Raw genomic sequence first — 17,609 nt, 5'->3', positions numbered from 1 at the left:
TTTTCTCCTGTTAGCGATTTAGCGCCTGATGGATATCAGCCGCCAGCGTGTTGATCTCGCTGTCATTTAATGTCGACAGCGTGATACGTAGACCGTGAGACGGCGCGCTTACGCCAAAGGCTTCTCCCTCACGTACCAGCCAGCCGGATTTTGCCAGCGTAAACGCGGTAGCCTGGCTATGGGTGTCCAGCGGGAGCCAGACATTCACGCCGTCGCCGGGAGAAATGGCGATGCCATATTGCTGTAGGGCGCGGGCCAGTTTTTGTTGCCGGGTGGCGTAAAACAGCCGCGTTTGCGCCAGCCTGTGCTGATACTCAGGGTCGGTCAGGCAGGCGTAGACCAGATCCTGTAACAGATGGCTGACCCACTGACTACCGGCATTTAGCCGCAGCCGAAGTTTTGCCGAGGTCGCGCTGTCGCTGGCGACAATAGCAAGACGTAAATCAGGGCCGAGGGCTTTGGAAACGGAGCGTATCACCGCCCAGTGTTGCGTTGTCTGCGCAATAACCGACTGCCAGGGCGACGAAGAAAGTAGAGCGAAGTGATCGTCGATAATGATCACTACCTGAGGGTAACGCGCCAGTATATTTTGCAGCGCAGCGGCACGGCGAGCGCTCAGGCTACAGCCGGTAGGGTTGTGTGCGCGCGGCGTTAAGATCACTGCCCGCGCGCCCTGGTTTAGCGCCTGCTCCAGCTTTTCAGGCTGCATTCCTTCGCTATCTACGCTGACCGGGCTGGCGCTAAAACCGGCATAGCGCAGCATATTGATACTGCTTAAAAAACAGGGATCTTCCACCGCGACGCTGTCGCCCGGCAGCAGATGCGCGCAAAGCAGTCTTTCGATAGCGTCGATAGCTCCGCTGGTGATATCAATTTCGCCTGCGACGGGAGTGGCATCCCGTAGCCAGCGCGCCGCCCAGGCGTGTAGTTCAGGGGAAACGGGCGTATCGCCGTAGAGATGCGGCGTGCGGCTGAGACGGGCAAAATAACGGCTAAGGTCAGGCAGACGCTGCGGATCGGGATTGCCGCCGGAAAGGTCGTGCAGAGGCGTATGCGGATCGCCGCCTTCCAGCGCTACGGGAGACGGACTGCCTTTAATCACCGTCCCATTGCGGCCTAAACTTTGCGCCAGTCCCGCCGTTATCAGCCGTTTATACGCCGCTGCGACGGTATTGCGGTTCACCTTTAATTCGCTTGCCAGCTCCCGTACCGGCGGGAGCGAATCCTCCGCCCGTAACGTGCCGGCGATAATGTGTTGACGGATACTGTCAAAAATTTCGTTAGCGGTTTTTCCGTCGATCATTATTGACCTATGACAAAATGAATTTTAGCATATGACAATGATAATGAGGCGGTAGCCTGCTGTCCAGCGAGAGGAAAATTTTATGGGACAAGAGAGTGATATTCAGTCAGTGCTCTTCGACGACAACCATCGGGCGTTACAGACCGATATCGTCGCCGTCCAGTCACAGGTCGTGTACGGCAGCGTAGGCAACAGTATCGCTGTTCCGGCCATTAAAGCGCAGGGACTACGCGTGACGGCGGTTCCGACGGTGCTGTTCAGCAATACGCCGCACTATAAAACGTTTTATGGCGGCATTATTCCCGCCGAGTGGTTTGCAGGCTACCTTACGGCGTTGAATGAGCGCGATGCGCTACGTGAATTAAAAGCGATTACCACCGGTTACATGGGCAGCGCAGACCAAATTGTCTTGCTTTCGAAGTGGCTAATGGCGATCCGGGCTTCGCATCCGGAGGTGTGTATTCTTGTTGATCCGGTCATTGGCGATACCGACAGTGGAATGTATGTGCAGGCGGAAATTCCGCAGGCTTATCGCACGCATTTGTTGCCGCAGGCGCAGGGGCTAACGCCGAACGTATTTGAGCTGGAGATGCTGAGTGGTAAACCGTGTCGCACGCTGGAAGAGGCGGTGGCGGCGGCGCAATCGCTGCTTTCCGATACGCTGAAATGGGTGGTTATCACCAGCGCGCCGGGCGAATCTCTGGAGACCATAACGGTTGCCGTCGTTACCGCGCAGGTCGTGGAGGTCTTTGCCCATCCGCGGGTGGCGACGGAGTTAAAAGGGACGGGAGATCTCTTTTGCGCCGAGCTGGTCAGCGGTATTGTGCAGGGAAAAAAACTGACGACCGCGGCAAAAGATGCGGCGCAGCGCGTGCTGGAGGTGATGACCTGGACACAGCAGTGTGGCTGTGATGAGTTAATTCTGCCGCCGGCAGGGGAGGCGCGATGAAGAGTTATCGGCTGGTAGTTCGCCAGCAGGGACGTATCGTGGGGCATTTTGAAACGAGCGGGCTGGACGCGCTGGAAGATATTTGCGTAGCGCGGGCGATGTTTGGCATCACTGGCGGCTATCAGTGCGAGTTGCAAGTGTCCGATTCCGAACGCAGGATGCTGGAGAGTGGCCCGGATGGGATGAAGATCCTGATGCGCGAGAAGTGCTTTCGCCCGGTGACCTCGCAGTTGTAACTCGTGGATTGGCGCTGAAATGTTCGCAACCTTGTAGGCCTGATAAGCGTAGCGCCATCAGGCTGTGCGCCGCACCATCGCCGGATGGCGGCGCAAGCGCCTTATCCGGCCTACAGGCAAAAAAAATGGCGCCCAAAGGCGCCATTCTTCACTGCGGCAAGAATTACTTCTTAATGCGGATAACCGGAGTTTCACCCACGGTCACGCTACCAGACAGTTTGATCAGTTCTTTGATTTCATCCATGTTGGAGATAACAACCGGAGTCAGGGTAGACTTGGCTTTTTCTTCCAGCAACGGCAGATCGAACTCGATGACCGGATCGCCAACTTTCACGCGCTGACCTTCTTCAGCAATACGCTTGAAGCCTTCGCCTTTCAGCTCAACGGTGTCGATACCGAAGTGAACGAACAGCTCAATGCCGCTATCGGATTCGATAGAGAACGCATGGTTGGTTTCAAAGATTTTGCCGATGGTACCGTCAACAGGGGCGACCATTTTGTTACCGGTTGGTTTGATAGCGATGCCATCACCAACGATTTTTTCAGCAAAAACTACATCCGGCACGTCTTCGATGTTGACGATCTCGCCAGAGAGCGGGGCAACAATCTCAATAGTTCCGGTGTCTTTCTTATCATCAGAAACCAGAGATTTTAGTTTATCGAACAAACCCATGATCTTCTCCTAAGCAGTAAATTGGGCCGCATCTCGTGGATTAGCAGATTGTTTTTTCTTCAATGAACTTGTTAACCAGCGTCATTAACTCGTCCGTTGTCGGTTGAGCAAGAGCCTGCTCTGCTAACACCTTCGCATCTTCGAAGTTCGTGTTACGGATAATCTTCTTAATGCGCGGGATAGAAATGGCGCTCATAGAGAATTCGTCCAGACCCATCCCCAGCAACAGAAGTGTAGCACGTTCGTCGCCTGCAAGCTCACCACACATGCCAGTCCATTTACCTTCTGCATGAGAAGCATCAATAACTTGCTTGATCAAGTTCAGTACGGACGGTGACATTGGCTGGTAAAGGTGTGAAATCATATCATTACCACGGTCAACTGCCAGGGTGTACTGCGTTAAATCATTGGTGCCGATACTAAAGAAATCAACTTCTTTGGCTAAATGACGCGCAATTGTCGCCGCAGCCGGTGTTTCCACCATCACGCCAATCTCAATGCTTTCGTCAAATGCTTTACCTTCGTCACGCAGTTCCTGTTTGTAGATTTCAATCTCTTTGCGCAGCGCGCGAACTTCTTCAACAGAGATGATCATCGGGAACATAATGCGCAATTTACCGAAAGCGGAGGCACGCAGAATCGCGCGAACCTGGTCACGCAGGATCTCTTTGCGATCCATGGCGATACGCACGGCGCGCCAGCCCAGGAACGGGTTCTCTTCTTTCGGGAAGTTCATGTACGGCAGCTCTTTGTCGCCGCCAATGTCCATGGTACGGACGATAACCGCCTGCGAGCCGCACGCTTCAGCGACCGCTTTATAGGCGGCAAACTGCTCTTCTTCCGTCGGCAGCGCGTCGCGATCCATGAACAGGAATTCAGTACGATACAGACCAACGCCTTCCGCGCCGTTACGCTCAGCGCCTTCAACGTCGCGAACGGTACCGATGTTGGCGCAAACTTCAACCTGATGTCCATCCAGCGTGATTGCCGGCAGATCTTTCAGTTTTGCGAGTTCCGCTTTCTCGGTCGCAACCTGCTCCTGGACGGCGCGCAGTTGCTCAATAACATCGTTGGTCGGGTTGACGTAAACCTGGTTGTTTACGGCATCCAGAATCAGATAGTCGCCGTTTTTCACCTGAGCGGTGACGCTACCGGTACCTACGATCGCTGGCAGTTCCAGAGAACGCGCCATGATGGAGGTATGAGACGTGCGTCCGCCCGCGTCGGTGATGAAGCCCAGCACTTTCTGCAGGTTCAACTGTGCGGTTTCTGACGGCGTCAGGTCAGCGGCAACCAGGATAACTTCTTCCTGAATCGCGCTCAGATCGATAATGGCCAGACCCAGGATGTTGCGCAGCAGGCGCTTACCGATATCACGTACGTCAGCCGCACGCTCTTTCAGGTATTCGTCATCCAGTTCTTCCAGGGCAGTGGCCTGACCTTCGATAACTTCATGCGCGGCTGCGTCAGCCGTCATGTGCTTATCTTTAATCAGGGCTATGATTTCCTGCTCCAGCTCCTCATCTTCGAGCAGCATAATATGCCCTTCAAAGATGGCTTCTTTTTCTTCACCGAACGTTTCACCAGCTTTTGTCTTGATCGCTTCCAGTTGCGCAGATGCCTTGGCACGACCGCTCAGAAAACGTTCAACTTCCTGATCAACCTTGTCGGCAGAAATTTTTTTCCGGTCAATGACGATTTCGTCTTCTTTCAGCAGCAGTGCTTTGCCGAAAGCGATACCCGGGGATGCTAAAATGCCTGAAATCATAACCCTACCTTACTTGTGACTGATTTTTAAAAGAACCCGGAAAAAAACTTACTCGAGTTCCGCCATCAGTTTGACCAGATGTTCAACCGCTTTCTGCTCATCTTCACCTTCTGCGGAGATGGTGACGACGGTGCCTTGAGTCAGGCCCAGAGTCTGCAGTTTAAACAGGCTTTTCGCGCTGGCGCTTTTGCCGTTGGAAGTCACAGTAATCTCAGAAGTGAAGCCTTTTGCTTCTTTAACAAACTGAGCAGCAGGGCGGGTGTGCAGACCGTTCGGAGCGGTAATGGTAACTTCTTGCTGGAACATTGTATTTCCCCAACTTATAGGTTTAGTGTTGTGGAACTAAAGTCTAGCCTGGCGGCTCAACTTTAGCCTGTATTGTTAGCGCCGGCGTAAACGGGACGCGACACAAAAGGTGTTCTACGCAATCCGTTGCTGGCAACTTATGGCCGCTGACGTTTCGCTCGTCATTAAACATTATGCCGCGAAAGGAAGATTTGAACCAAATCATAAAATCGATTCAGCTAACGCTTTTCCTGTAACGATTAATTTCGCGCATCAAAATAATTAGTCTGGTTAAATACCAGTTCCGGCAGGGTGAATCAATGCCAGGTGAGGTGAAAGTTTGAAGCAGGCCACAAAAAAGCACCCAAAAAGGTGCTTTTTTACGCGTTTTTAACATGTTGGCATCACTGTTGCAGTTCTTTCTCAGTAAAGAGATCGGCGAACAACGCGGTGCTCAGATAACGCTCACCTGATGAAGGTAGGATAACCACAATATTCTTATTGGTAAAGCTTTCATCTTCCTGCAGCTTAAGCGCTGCAGCAACCGCGGCGCCGGAAGAAATTCCCGCCAGAATACCTTCCTCTTCCATCAGACGGCGCGCGGTAGAAATGGCTTCTTCATTGGTGATGCCAACCACTTTATCAATCAGTTTCAGATCCAGGTTGCCCGGGATGAAGCCTGCGCCGATGCCCTGAATTTTATGTGGGCCCGGTTTGATCTCTTCACCAGCCAGCGCCTGGGCGATAACCGGGGAGTCAGTGGGTTCTACCGCAACGGTGATAAGATCGGTTTTACCCTTCGTCCCTTTGATATAACGCGTGACGCCGGTTAACGTACCGCCAGTGCCGACGCCGGAGATAAACACATCCACCTGACCATCGGTGTCTTCCCAGATTTCCGGGCCGGTGGTTTTTTCATGGATTTCCGGGTTGGCAGGGTTGCTGAACTGCTGGAGCAGGAGATATTTTTGCGGATCGCTGGCGACAATTTCTTCGGCTTTCTGAATAGCGCCTTTCATCCCTTTCGCCCCTTCGGTCAGCACCAGATTCGCGCCTAATGCTTTGAGTAGCTTGCGGCGTTCAATGCTCATGGTCTCCGGCATGGTCAGGGTGAGTTTGTAACCGCGCGCGGCGGCGACATACGCCAGCGCAATACCGGTGTTGCCACTGGTCGGCTCCACCAGTTCCACGCCAGGTTTCAGTACGCCACGCTTTTCGGCATCCCAAATCATATTGGCGCCGATACGGCACTTGACGCTGAAGCTCGGGTTGCGCGACTCCACCTTCGCCAGAATGCGTCCATTACCGATACGGTTCAGTCGAACCAGCGGCGTATGACCGATAGTCAGCGAGTTATCTTCATAAATCTTACTCATGGCCTGTCCTTAACTGTATGAAATTGGGATACCTTCCCAGCATACCTTCCAGCCAGATATGGGGAAGTAAGGATTTCGCATATCTATATGCTGATGGTGAATAATGGTTATCAGTATGGAATAAGAGACAGCATAAGAGCCTATCCCATTAGGGCTATTTTACTTGCCATTTTGGACCTGGGCAGTGCTCAAAATCCTCACGTACTACGTGTACGCTCCGGTTTTTGCGCGCTGTCCGTGTCCAAACTGGCTGCGCCAATAACGCCTGGTGGGATAGGCTCTAAGCCATCTCTTATTTATACATTTTTACGTTATTTCCATAACGCGTGCTTAGCACGCCAGCAATCAACCCACATTGCCGTCGCGCCACAGACGGCGACAGGCATAATGAAAAGGTTAAGCACCGGAATCATCGTAAAGAGGCTGGTGAGCGCGCCAAATTGCATATTCGCCACCTTCTGCGTGCGCAACGCGGCGCGCATCGTTTTAAACGGCACTTTGTGGTTATCAAACGGGTAGTCGCAATACTGGATCGCCAGCATCCAGGCGCTGAACAAAAACCACAGCACCGGCGCGATGGTTTGGCCAATGCCAGGAATAAAATAGAGAACCAGCAGCACGATAGCGCGCGGCAGATACCACGCCAGCTTTTGCCATTCACGTTTCATAATGCGCGGTACATCTTTCATGATGCCGAGTATGCCGGTATCTGGCGGCGTTGCGCCGGTTAACCGCGCCTCAAGCTGTTCGGCTAAAAGGCCGTTAAACGGCGCGGCGATCCAGTTGGCGAGGGTAGAGAAAAAATAGCCAAAGACCAGCAGAACAGAGATAACCGCAATCGGCCACAGCAGATAGCTCAGCCATTGCAGCCAGTCCGGCACATGACTCATCAACGAAGGTATCCAGGCGTCAAGCTGGGTAAACAGCCACCAAAATGCGCCGCCCATCAGCACAATGTTGACCAGCAAAGGTAAAATAACAAAGCGGCGGATTCCCGGTAGGGTGACTAACTTCCATCCTTGCGAGAAATAATAGACGCCGCTACGTGGTACGGTTGTGGATGATGAAACCATATTCAGGACATACTCCTTTTTCTTAAAGCCCTGGGTAAACGTGGGATATCTTACCCGGTTATCAGACGGTGGATAGTTCGGAAATGTTCGAAAAAACAGCAAAAAGCACATTTTCCTTCATCTTTATGCTGCGAAAGCCAACAGTACACTTGCACTTGACGTAATCGGCAAATACTCTTAGTGAGTAAATGTTTGCCGTGGTGGCAAGGTGTTAGAACAACAGAGAATATAATGATGCAGGATTTGCGTCTGATATTAATCATTGTTGGCGCGATCGCCATAATCGCTTTACTGGTACATGGTTTCTGGACCAGCCGTAAAGAACGATCTTCTATGTTCCGCGATCGTCCACTAAAACGCATGAAATCGAAACGCGACGACGACTCGTATGACGACGATGTCGAAGAAGACGAAGGCGTGGGTGAAGTTCGTGTTCACCGCGTAAATCATGCCCCCGGCCAGTCGCAGGAGCATGATGCCCCTCGTCAGTCGCCGCAACACCAGTACCAGCCGCCTTATGCGTCTGCGCAACCGCGTCCAGCGGCGCCGCCGCAGCCGCAAGCGCCGATGCAACAGCCGGTTCAGCAACCGGTCCAACCTGCGCCGCAGCCTCAGCAGGTTCAGCCATCTGCGCCGCCGGTACAGCCGCCGCAACAGCAGTCTGCACCGCCGTCGCAAGCGCCGCAGCCTGTTGCGCAGCCCGCGCCGCCGCCATCAGCGCAAACCTTCCAGCCTGCGGAACCTGTGGTTGAGGCTGAACCGGTAGTGGAAGAAGCGCCGGTTGTGGAAAAACCGCAGCGTAAAGAGGCGGTCATCATTATGAACGTCGCGGCCCATCATGGCAGCGAGCTTAATGGTGAAGTGTTACTGAACAGTATTCAGCAGTCAGGCTTTAAATTTGGCGATATGAATATTTTCCATCGTCATTTGAGCCCGGACGGCAGCGGCCCGGCCTTGTTCAGTCTCGCGAATATGGTCAATCCGGGAACGTTCGATCCTGAAATGACGGACTTCACTACGCCTGGCGTCACTATCTTTATGCAGGTACCGTCTTACGGCGATGCGCTGCAGAATTTCAAGCTGATGCTGCAATCCGCGCAGCATATCGCTGATGAGGTCGGTGGCGTCGTGCTGGATGACCAGCGTCGGATGATGACGCCGCAGAAACTGCGCGAATATCAGGACCGCATCCGCGAGGTGATGGACGCTAACGCCTGAGGTTAACGCAGGTGTGACATTTTTAACGTAACCCCCGCCTGTCGGGGGTTTTTTATCATTGATGGTGTGATATGGAACCAATCGAACAACAACTGACAGAACTGCGAACCACGCTTCGCCATCATGAATATCTGTATCATGTGATGGATGCGCCAGAGATTCCCGACGCCGAATATGACCGCCTGATGCGGGAACTGCGAGAGCTGGAGGCGCAACGTCCGGACCTTATCACGCCGGATTCGCCCACGCAGCGCGTTGGCGCGGCGCCGCTGACGGCATTCAACCAGATTCGCCATGAAGTACCGATGCTGTCGCTCGATAACGTATTTGATGAAGAAAGCTTCCTGGCGTTTAACAAGCGAGTGCAGGATCGTCTAAAAAGCACGGAAAATGTCATCTGGTGCTGCGAGCTAAAACTGGATGGCCTGGCGGTCAGCATTCTGTATGAAAACGGCGTGCTGGTGAGCGCTGCGACGCGTGGCGACGGCACCACCGGTGAAGATATCACTTCAAACGTGCGCACGATTCGCGCCATTCCGTTAAAGCTGCACGGCGATAACATTCCGGCGCGTCTTGAAGTTCGCGGAGAGGTATTTTTACCGCAGGCCGGGTTCGAAAAGATCAATGAAGACGCGCGCCGTACTGGCGGCAAAGTGTTTGCTAACCCGCGTAACGCGGCGGCGGGCTCGCTGCGTCAGCTCGATCCGCGTATTACGGCGAAGCGACCGCTAACATTTTTCTGCTACGGCGTCGGTATTCTGGAAGGCGGCGAGTTGCCGGATACGCATCTGGGGCGTTTGCTGCAATTTAAAGCGTGGGGGTTACCGGTCAGCGATCGCGTGACGCTGTGCGATTCTCCCCAGGCGGTACTGGATTTTTATCACAACGTCGAAAAAGATCGCCCCACGCTCGGTTTTGATATCGACGGCGTGGTGATTAAGGTCAACTCGCTGGCTTTGCAGGAACAGCTGGGCTTTGTGGCCCGCGCGCCGCGCTGGGCGGTGGCGTTTAAATTTCCTGCTCAGGAGCAGATGACTTTTGTGCGCGACGTTGAGTTTCAGGTAGGGCGCACCGGGGCGATTACGCCGGTAGCGCGTCTGGAACCGGTTCAGGTGGCTGGTGTGCTGGTCAGCAATGCCACGTTGCATAATGCCGATGAAATTGAACGGCTTGGCTTGCGTATTGGCGATAAGGTGGTTATCCGTCGGGCAGGCGATGTGATCCCTCAGGTGGTCAACGTGGTTCTGTCCGAACGCCCTGAAGAGACGCGTCCGATTGTGTTTCCAACGCACTGTCCGGTGTGCGGATCGGACGTAGAGCGCGTTGAAGGCGAAGCCGTTACCCGTTGTACCGGCGGGCTGATTTGCGGCGCGCAGCGTAAAGAGTCGTTGAAACATTTTGTGTCGCGCCGGGCGATGGATGTAGACGGGATGGGCGATAAGATCATCGACCAACTGGTGGAAAGGGAGTATGTCCATACGCCAGCGGATCTGTTCCGTCTGACGGCGGGTAAACTGACCGGCCTGGACCGAATGGGGCCAAAGTCCGCGCAAAATGTTATTAACGCGCTGGAAAAAGCCAAAGCGACGACCTTTGCGCGTTTTCTCTATGCGCTGGGCATCCGTGAAGTGGGTGAGGCGACGGCAGCGGGGCTGGCGGCTTATTTCGGCACGCTGGAGGCGCTGCAGGCCGCCACCATTGACGAGTTGCAGAAAGTACCTGACGTGGGGATTGTGGTCGCTACGCACGTCTTTAACTTTTTTGCCGAAGAGAGTAATCGTGATGTGATTGGGCAGCTACTGGCGGAAGGGGTGCACTGGCCCGCGCCGGTAATCATTAATGTGCAAGAGATCGATAGCCCGTTTGCCGGTAAAACCGTGGTACTAACCGGTAGCCTGAGCCAGATGTCCCGCGATGACGCTAAAGCGCGTTTAGCGGCGCTGGGCGCGAAAGTGGCAGGCAGCGTATCGAAGAAAACCGATCTGGTGATTGCCGGTGAAGCGGCGGGTTCGAAACTGGCCAAAGCGCAGGAACTGGGTATTACCGTGATTGATGAAGCGGAAATGATCCGCTTACTGGGTGCCTGAGATGGAAAAAGAGCAGTTGGTTGAAATCGCCAACACCGTGATGCCGTTCGGCAAATATCAGGGACGTCGATTGATCGACCTTCCGGAAGAGTATTTGCTGTGGTTTGCCCGTAAAGATCAATTTCCGGCGGGTAAACTGGGGGAGTTGATGCAAATCACGCTGCTGATTAAAACCGAGGGGCTGACGCAACTGGTGCAGCCCCTTAAACGCCCGCTTTAAGCTTTCGCGGCGCGGCTTTCCTGCTGCGCCTGTAACTTCTCGGTCTGGCGTTTGTAGCGCCGTGCCAGCCCTGCGCAGACCATCAGTTGGATCTGGTGGAAGATCATCAGCGGTAATACCATCATACCCAGCACTGACGTCGGAAACAGAATATTGGCCATCGGAATCCCGTTGGCCAGGCTTTTTTTCGAACCGCAGAAAACAATAGTGATTTCGTCGGCTTTATTGAAGCCGCATTTACGGGCGACAAAGACGTTAATGGCGATGACGATCGCCAACAGTATGAGGCTGACCACGACGATAAACAGCAGCGATCCCCAGCCGACTTTGTGCCAGATGCCGTTGACCACCGCTTCGCTGAACGCCGAGTAGACCACCAGCAAAATAGAGGTCTGATCTGTTTTCGCGATCCACTTTTTGTTGCGCGCGACCCAGTTGCCGATCCACGGGCGAGACAGGTGTCCCAGCACAAAAGGCAGCAGCAGTTGCAGCATAATTTTGCCCACCTCTTCCAGACTGCCCTGCGCGCCATGAATATTCATTACCAGACCGACCAGCAGCGGCGACAGGAAAATGCCCAGCAGACTGGACGCAGACGCTGAGCACACCGCGGCCGCGACGTTACCGCCCGCGAGTGAAGTAAATGCAATTGCCGACTGCACGGTGGCGGGCAAAATGCACAGATACAGAAAGCCACTGTAGAGCATAGGGTCGACATTGACAGGCGCCCACCAGGCAAACAGTACGCCGAGGACAGGAAAGAGCACAAAAGTGCTGCACATGACCCACAGATGCAACCGCCAGTGGCTGCCGCCAGCGATGATCGCTTCACGTGAAAGCTTCGCGCCATGCATAAAAAATAGCAGAGCGATGGCCGCTGTCGTAATGCCTTCAACGACAGGCACAAAGCCGCCTTCCGCCGGGAAAAAAGAGGCCAGTAGTACCACGGTGATAAGTGTCAGCGTGAAAGGGTCAAGGATACGAAAAAGTTTCATAAAAACTCCTGAAAGTCGGTGCAGCTATTTTGCGTTTTTCGCTTTGAGAAATAAAATTGATTTATTGCATCTATATATGAATCTAGTCGATGAACTATTCACTGCGTCAACTGCGTATTTTTATTACCGTCGCCCAGGCCAAAAGTTTCAGTCGGGCAGGGGACAGGATTGGACTGAGCCAGTCTGCGGTCAGTCATAGCGTAAAAGAGCTGGAGCGGCAAACCGGCGTCAGACTGCTGGATCGCACTACGCGTGAGGTGGTGCTGACCGAGGCGGGGCAACAACTGGCGACGCGTCTGGAGCGGGTGCTTGATGAACTGAACAGCATACTGCGCGATGCAGGCAGAGTTGGGACACAGTTAACCGGCACCGTGCGCGTTGCCGCGAGCCAAACCATTTCTGCACATCTTATTCCGCAATGCATTGCCCAAAGTAATTCACTTTATCCCGCTATTGATTTTGTATTGCACGATCGTCCGCAGCAGTGGGTGCTGGAGAGCATCCGCCAGGGAGAAGTGGATTTTGGCATCGTTATCGATCCCGGCGCAGCGGTGGATTTACAGTGTGAAGCCATCTTATCAGAGCCTTTTTTACTGTTGTGTCGCCAGGATCATCCGCTGGCGCATCAGGAATGGGTGAGCTGGCAGGATCTTAAACAGGCGTCGCTGGTCTTACAGGATTACGCTTCCGGCAGTCGACCGCTGATTGATGCGGCGCTGGCCCATTTTGCTATTGAGGCGGATATCGTGCAGGAGATTGGTCATCCCGCCACGCTTTTTCCAATGGTGGAAGCGGGAATCGGCATCAGCGTGCTGCCCGCGCTGGCGTTACCGCTCCCGCAGGGCAGCCACTTACAGGTTAAACGGCTGACGCCCGTAGTTGAAAGGCAGCTCATGCTGGCGCGGCGAAAAAACCGATCGCTCTCCACGGCGGCGCAGGCGTTGTGGGACGTGGTGCGTACCCAGGCCAGCGAATTAACCGCCGCGAGGGCGAAAGATCCGCTGTATCAGCTATAAATATCTATCTGTCCGTGTGTGAGGTGCGGTCTTGCCCTGCCATTTTTGACAGGGCTGTGTGTTAAAACAGGTATTTGATGGAATAAATAATGCCATCCTGCAGGAAGGATTCTCCTAACTTATTATCAGCGTAACGATATTGTACTCCTGCGGTCAGGTGAGGAGTCGCATTCCACCACAGCGCTACTGCGCCATTAATGCCATCTTTCCCGCCATTGCCCGCAGCGTAGGACGCATCGCGGTCAAACTCATACTCATTCCAGTTCGTTACGCTGAATTTCTCACTACCCAACGAGAAGCTATAGCCGGCCACCCAACCTAATACATAACCATTATCGCCTGTGTAGTAGGTCTGATCGGTATAACGTTTGGCAAAGAAGGGTTTAAACCAGTAACCGTTACCTGTGAAGTTATAGCCTAAACCATAGAGAAACATGTCATCATGGAAATTAGCGCGATGAGGTGAACCGTACGTCCCGTAGGCATGGAGATAGAGGTTTAATCCTGTATCGCTCAGATAAATACGGTTGGTATTTTTAAAGGTGTAACGCTGTTCGCTGCCTGGTTTAACGTGGCGGCCATTGTAAAAATTTTCCCAGTCGAAGAACCCGTACATTTCTCCCCAGCTAAAATTCGCTCCGCCTTCCATTTCCAGGTACCCAAAATCATCTTTATGGGATTTTTTACTGGTTTTTTCCGTGGTGTCTGATGTCCAGTCGAGGTAATGGAGGCCGATATCGGCGAACCCGCCTTTAAATTCCGCATGGGTGAGTGCGGGAATAATGAGTAAAGAAGAAAGCGTCAGAGTAAGAATTTTTTTCATAGCATATTTCCCTATGCCGATAATTATTAATGGGTTAATTAAAAAGAGGCAATTTATAAATATGAAAGCGGCATATTGTTAATATGAAGTGCAAGCAAAAACCAATACTGTTTTCCCTCTGTATTAATACAGAAGCGATCTAAATCTATCGATATTAAATGGCTATTGATGACACGTGAAAAGTGTATTGGTCAGCAAGGGGCGATGGTCGTTATAAAAAGGAGTCAAATTAAATCCGATAGAACAAGGAAACTTATGCCTCACGCTCTTTTTTCTCATAATCCTGAGTATTGTGTTGATATTATTCATGCACATAAACCGGCATTTACCCCGCGCGTCGCGTTTATTTTAGGCTCCGGGTTGGGTGCTCTGGCGGACCAAATCGAAGATGCGGTAGCCATTTCTTACGAGAAATTGCCGGGATTTCCCGTCAGCACCGTACACGGCCATGCTGGTGAACTGGTGCTCGGCCATCTGGCGGGTGTTCCGGTGGCCTGTATGAAAGGCCGCGGGCATTTTTATGAAGGGCGTGGAATGGCGGTGATGACCGATGCCATTCGCACGTTGAAATTACTGGGCTGTGAAGTGTTGTTCTGCACCAATGCGGCAGGATCTCTGCGTCCGGAAGTGGGGCCGGGTAGCCTGGTTGCGCTTAGCGATCACATTAATACGATGCCTGGTACGCCGATGGTGGGGCCAAACGATGATCGTTATGGCGATCGCTTCTTCTCGCTGGCTAATGCTTATGACGCAGATTATCGCGCCATGCTTCAGTCCGTTGCGGCAGAGGAGGGATTCCCCCTCACTGAAGGCGTATTTGTTTCTTATCCGGGTCCGAACTTCGAAACGGCGGCAGAAATCCGCATGATGCAGATTATTGGCGGCGATGTGGTCGGAATGTCCGTTGTCCCTGAGGTGATTAGCGCACGTCATTGTGGTCTCAAAGTTGTTGCTGTCTCAGCGATCACCAATCTGGCGGAAGGGCTGGGCGATGTAAAACTCTCCCATGCGCAAACGCTGGCGGCGGCTGAACTTTCTCGGCAGAACTTTATAAATCTGATTTGCGGCTTTTTACGTAAGCTGGCCTAAACACAATGACTACGGCCCCGTATTGGGGCTTTATCTCACGGCAAGGAATAAAAAATGGGTATTACGTCCCGCTTAAAAGTCATGTCGTTCTTGCAATATTTTATCTGGGGGAGCTGGCTGGTTACCCTGGGCTCTTACATGATCAACACTCTGGATTTTACCGGCGCGAATGTCGGTATGGTCTACAGCTCAAAAGGGTTGGCAGCGATTATCATGCCGGGCATTATGGGGATCATTGCTGATAAATGGCTGCGCGCTGAGCGAGCCTACATGCTTTGCCATCTGGTTTGCGCGGGGGCGTTATTGTACGCCACCACCGTTACCGATCCCCAGACGATGTTCTGGGTGATGTTGGTTAATGCGATGGCGTATATGCCAACGATTGCATTATCCAATAGCGTTTCGTACTCCTGTCTGGCGAAAGCAGGTCAGGATCCGGTAACGTCATTTCCGCCCGTGCGCGTTTTCGGCACAATAGGTTTTATTGTTGCGATGTGGACGGTGAGCCTGATGGGGCTGGAACTGAGCAGTGCGCAATTATACATCGCTTCTGGCGCATCGTTATTGCTGGCCCTGTATGCGCTGACGTTACCGAAAATTCCGGTAGCCGAGAAGAAGGCGAACACCACGCTTGTCAGTAAGCTCGGACTGGATGCTTTTGTTCTGTTTAAAAATCCACGCATGGCAATCTTCTTTTTGTTTGCGATGATGTTGGGGGCGGTGCTGCAAATTACCAATGTCTTCGGTAATCCGTTCCTGCATGATTTTGCCCGTAATCCTGAGTTTGCCGATAGTTTTGTGGTGAAGTATCCCTCTATCTTGCTTTCAGTTTCGCAGATGGCGGAAGTGGGCTTTATCCTCACCATTCCGTTCTTCCTTAAACGCTTTGGTATTAAAACGGTAATGCTGATGAGCATGTTGGCGTGGACGCTGCGTTTCGGCTTCTTTTCCTTTGGCGATCCATCCCCGTTTGGCTTTGTGCTATTGCTGCTGTCGATGATTGTTTATGGCTGCGCATTTGATTTCTTCAACATCTCAGGGTCAGTATTTGTAGAGCAGGAGGTGGACTCAAGTATTCGCGCCAGCGCGCAGGGGCTGTTTATGACCATGGTTAACGGCGTGGGGGCGTGGATTGGGTCTCTTTTAAGCGGTATGGCCGTGGATTATTTTTCTATTGATGGCGTAAAAGATTGGCAAACCATCTGGCTGGTCTTTGCCGCCTACGCTCTGGCATTGGCCGTTATTTTTGCATTGTTCTTTAAATATCAGCACCATCCAGAAAAACTGTCGACCAAATCATTAGCACATTAATTTTATTTGACTGGCGAGAGGATGTTCGCCAGTCCATTTTTATGAACAAGGACACAGCATGAAAGAAATTATTCTCTCCTCCGGTATTGGATTTGGTATTGGCGCATTTTTTACTTTATGCCGTATACCTATTCCCGCACCAAATGTTTTACCCGGGGTATTATCTATTGTATTTATGTATATTGGGTATCTTGTCGTTAAATCTATTTTTTACTAGGTAATATGGTAAATTCCAGACGTTATCCCTTATTCCTGGAGTGCGATAGTGATGGAACGAGCCCATCGTATTGATCTAAAGCTATTACGTTATTTCCTCGCTGTTGCAGAAGAATTGCATTTTGGCCGGGCTGCTGCCCGGTTAAATATGTCACAACCTCCCTTGAGTATCCATATCAAAGAACTTGAACAGCAACTGGGTACATTGCTGTTTATTCGTCATTCCCGCAGCGTTGCATTAACCCATGCCGGGAAAGTTTTAATGGAGGAGTCACGTCGCTTGTTAGCCAATGCAAATCAGGCGCTGGCGCGAGTGGAGCAGATTGGTCGCGGTGAAGCGGGGCGCATTGAATTGGGTGTGGTTGGTACGGCGCTGTGGGGAAGAATGCGTCCTGCGATGCGTCACTTTTTGAAAGCAAATCCCAATGTTGAAGTACTTTTTCGCGAAAAGTCTCCCGGTATGCAAATGGCGTTGTTAGAGCGTCGGGAACTTGATGCAGGGATCTGGCGTATGGCTATCGAACCGGCAGTCGGTTTTACCAGCATACGTTTGCATGAATCTGCATTCATGGTTGCAGTTCCGGAAGATCACGATCTGGCATCCAGAGATTCTGTGCCGCTGGCGGCGTTGCGCAATGAATATTTTGTTACGTTGCCTTCCGTACATTCTGATTGGGAATTTTTACAACGTGTATGCCAACAGGCAGGCTTTTCGCCAATGATTATTCGGGAAGTGGTTGAGCCGCAAACGGTGTTGGCGATGATCAGTATGGGGATTGGGATTACGTTGATGGCTGATGGCTATGCGCAAATGAGCTGGCCGGGTGTGGTGTTCCGTCCGTTAGAGGAACGTATTCCGGCGGATTTGTATATTGTGTATGACCAGCAGCAGGCAACGCCAGCACTGGAGAAACTGGTGGCGGCGTTGACGGTATGATGTCTGTGCCGGATGGCGACTAACGTCTTATCCG

At 52.4% G+C, this 17,609-nt stretch carries 18 protein-coding genes; 10 read left to right on the top strand and 8 right to left on the bottom strand.

The window, feature by feature from the left end:
• Positions 1–10: 10 nt before the first annotated feature.
• The gene (gene ptsJ / locus ACLD4F_RS07455; RefSeq protein ID WP_411010756.1) at positions 11–1,303 is read right to left on the bottom strand and encodes a transcriptional regulator PtsJ; all 1,293 of its coding nucleotides are present in this window, start codon (positions 1,301–1,303) and stop codon (positions 11–13) included.
• An 82-nt stretch (positions 1,304–1,385) separates the two neighbouring features.
• Between ptsJ and pdxK the strand changes: the two genes are divergently transcribed.
• Positions 1,386–2,252, top strand: coding sequence for a pyridoxine/pyridoxal/pyridoxamine kinase (gene pdxK / locus ACLD4F_RS07450; protein WP_000529613.1), 867 nt, complete (start codon positions 1,386–1,388; stop codon positions 2,250–2,252).
• Positions 2,249–2,488, top strand: a complete 240-nt coding sequence (locus ACLD4F_RS07445; RefSeq protein ID WP_000844541.1) for a hypothetical protein — start codon at positions 2,249–2,251, stop codon at positions 2,486–2,488. Before pdxK ends, ACLD4F_RS07445 begins: the two co-directional genes overlap by 4 nt.
• Positions 2,489–2,651: 163 nt before the next feature.
• Here ACLD4F_RS07445 and crr read toward each other — a convergent pair whose 3' ends face one another.
• From crr to cysZ, 5 genes are all read right to left on the bottom strand, one after another.
• A complete protein-coding gene (gene crr / locus ACLD4F_RS07440) occupies positions 2,652–3,161 on the bottom strand; it encodes a PTS glucose transporter subunit IIA (protein WP_000522253.1) in 510 nt (169 codons plus the stop codon).
• A 40-nt stretch (positions 3,162–3,201) separates the two neighbouring features.
• Positions 3,202–4,929 carry a phosphoenolpyruvate-protein phosphotransferase PtsI gene (gene ptsI, locus ACLD4F_RS07435; RefSeq protein WP_000623114.1) on the bottom strand — a complete coding sequence of 576 codons (1,728 nt, stop codon included), beginning with the start codon at positions 4,927–4,929 and terminating at the stop codon, positions 3,202–3,204.
• A 48-nt stretch (positions 4,930–4,977) separates the two neighbouring features.
• On the bottom strand, positions 4,978–5,235 hold the full coding sequence (ptsH, locus tag ACLD4F_RS07430; protein WP_000487600.1) for a phosphocarrier protein Hpr: 258 nt from the start codon (positions 5,233–5,235) through the stop codon (positions 4,978–4,980).
• Positions 5,236–5,618: 383 nt separating this feature from the next.
• Complete coding sequence (gene cysK, locus ACLD4F_RS07425) at positions 5,619–6,590, bottom strand: cysteine synthase A (protein ID WP_000036904.1); 972 nt, start codon at positions 6,588–6,590, stop codon at positions 5,619–5,621.
• A gap of 311 nt (positions 6,591–6,901) precedes the next feature.
• Positions 6,902–7,663 (bottom strand): sulfate transporter CysZ, encoded by a 762-nt coding sequence (gene cysZ / locus ACLD4F_RS07420; RefSeq protein ID WP_000255008.1) that lies wholly within the window; start codon positions 7,661–7,663, stop codon positions 6,902–6,904.
• 231 nt (positions 7,664–7,894) lie between these two features.
• Here cysZ and zipA point away from each other — a divergent pair, with 231 nt between their 5' ends.
• The 3 genes from zipA (at position 7,895) to ACLD4F_RS07405 (ending at position 11,188) form a co-directional block, all read left to right on the top strand.
• Complete coding sequence (gene zipA, locus ACLD4F_RS07415; RefSeq protein ID WP_000983131.1) at positions 7,895–8,881, top strand: cell division protein ZipA; 987 nt, start codon at positions 7,895–7,897, stop codon at positions 8,879–8,881.
• 71 nt (positions 8,882–8,952) lie between these two features.
• Positions 8,953–10,968 (top strand): NAD-dependent DNA ligase LigA, encoded by a 2,016-nt coding sequence (gene ligA / locus ACLD4F_RS07410; protein WP_411010755.1) that lies wholly within the window; start codon positions 8,953–8,955, stop codon positions 10,966–10,968.
• A gap of 1 nt (position 10,969) precedes the next feature.
• Positions 10,970–11,188: a DUF3820 family protein gene (locus ACLD4F_RS07405; RefSeq protein WP_001519708.1), complete on the top strand. Its 219-nt coding sequence runs from the start codon at positions 10,970–10,972 to the stop codon at positions 11,186–11,188.
• Here ACLD4F_RS07405 and ACLD4F_RS07400 read toward each other — a convergent pair.
• Entirely contained in the window at positions 11,185–12,183 is a 999-nt protein-coding gene (locus tag ACLD4F_RS07400) for a bile acid:sodium symporter family protein (protein WP_000765569.1), read from the bottom strand. The genes ACLD4F_RS07405 and ACLD4F_RS07400 overlap by 4 nt on opposite strands.
• Before the next feature lie 89 nt (positions 12,184–12,272).
• Here ACLD4F_RS07400 and ACLD4F_RS07395 point away from each other — a divergent pair, with 89 nt between their 5' ends.
• Positions 12,273–13,199, top strand: a complete 927-nt coding sequence (locus ACLD4F_RS07395; protein WP_001109831.1) for a LysR family transcriptional regulator — start codon at positions 12,273–12,275, stop codon at positions 13,197–13,199.
• Between the two features lie 61 nt (positions 13,200–13,260).
• On the opposite strand, the gene ACLD4F_RS07390 is transcribed toward ACLD4F_RS07395, so the two are convergent.
• The gene (locus ACLD4F_RS07390) at positions 13,261–14,022 is read right to left on the bottom strand and encodes an outer membrane protein OmpK (protein ID WP_411010754.1); all 762 of its coding nucleotides are present in this window, start codon (positions 14,020–14,022) and stop codon (positions 13,261–13,263) included.
• Positions 14,023–14,277: 255 nt separating this feature from the next.
• Here ACLD4F_RS07390 and xapA point away from each other — a divergent pair, with 255 nt between their 5' ends.
• From xapA to ACLD4F_RS07370, 4 genes are read left to right on the top strand one after another with little or no spacing between them, the layout of a single operon-like run.
• Positions 14,278–15,111 carry a xanthosine phosphorylase gene (gene xapA / locus ACLD4F_RS07385; protein ID WP_001119755.1) on the top strand — a complete coding sequence of 278 codons (834 nt, stop codon included), beginning with the start codon at positions 14,278–14,280 and terminating at the stop codon, positions 15,109–15,111.
• A gap of 54 nt (positions 15,112–15,165) precedes the next feature.
• Positions 15,166–16,422, top strand: a complete 1,257-nt coding sequence (locus ACLD4F_RS07380; RefSeq protein ID WP_411010753.1) for a nucleoside permease — start codon at positions 15,166–15,168, stop codon at positions 16,420–16,422.
• 58 nt (positions 16,423–16,480) lie between these two features.
• Positions 16,481–16,639 carry a XapX domain-containing protein gene (locus ACLD4F_RS07375; protein WP_000658727.1) on the top strand — a complete coding sequence of 53 codons (159 nt, stop codon included), beginning with the start codon at positions 16,481–16,483 and terminating at the stop codon, positions 16,637–16,639.
• A 51-nt stretch (positions 16,640–16,690) separates the two neighbouring features.
• On the top strand, positions 16,691–17,575 hold the full coding sequence (locus tag ACLD4F_RS07370; RefSeq protein WP_000438882.1) for a LysR family transcriptional regulator: 885 nt from the start codon (positions 16,691–16,693) through the stop codon (positions 17,573–17,575).
• Positions 17,576–17,609: the final 34 nt, after the last annotated feature.

It is taken from the genome of Salmonella sp. 741265050_HSA (assembly GCF_046569445.1).
Lineage (GTDB): Bacteria > Pseudomonadota > Gammaproteobacteria > Enterobacterales > Enterobacteriaceae > Salmonella > Salmonella enterica.
The sequence above is the reverse complement of the archived record's forward strand: the minus strand, read 5'-3'. Positions and strand labels throughout refer to the sequence as shown.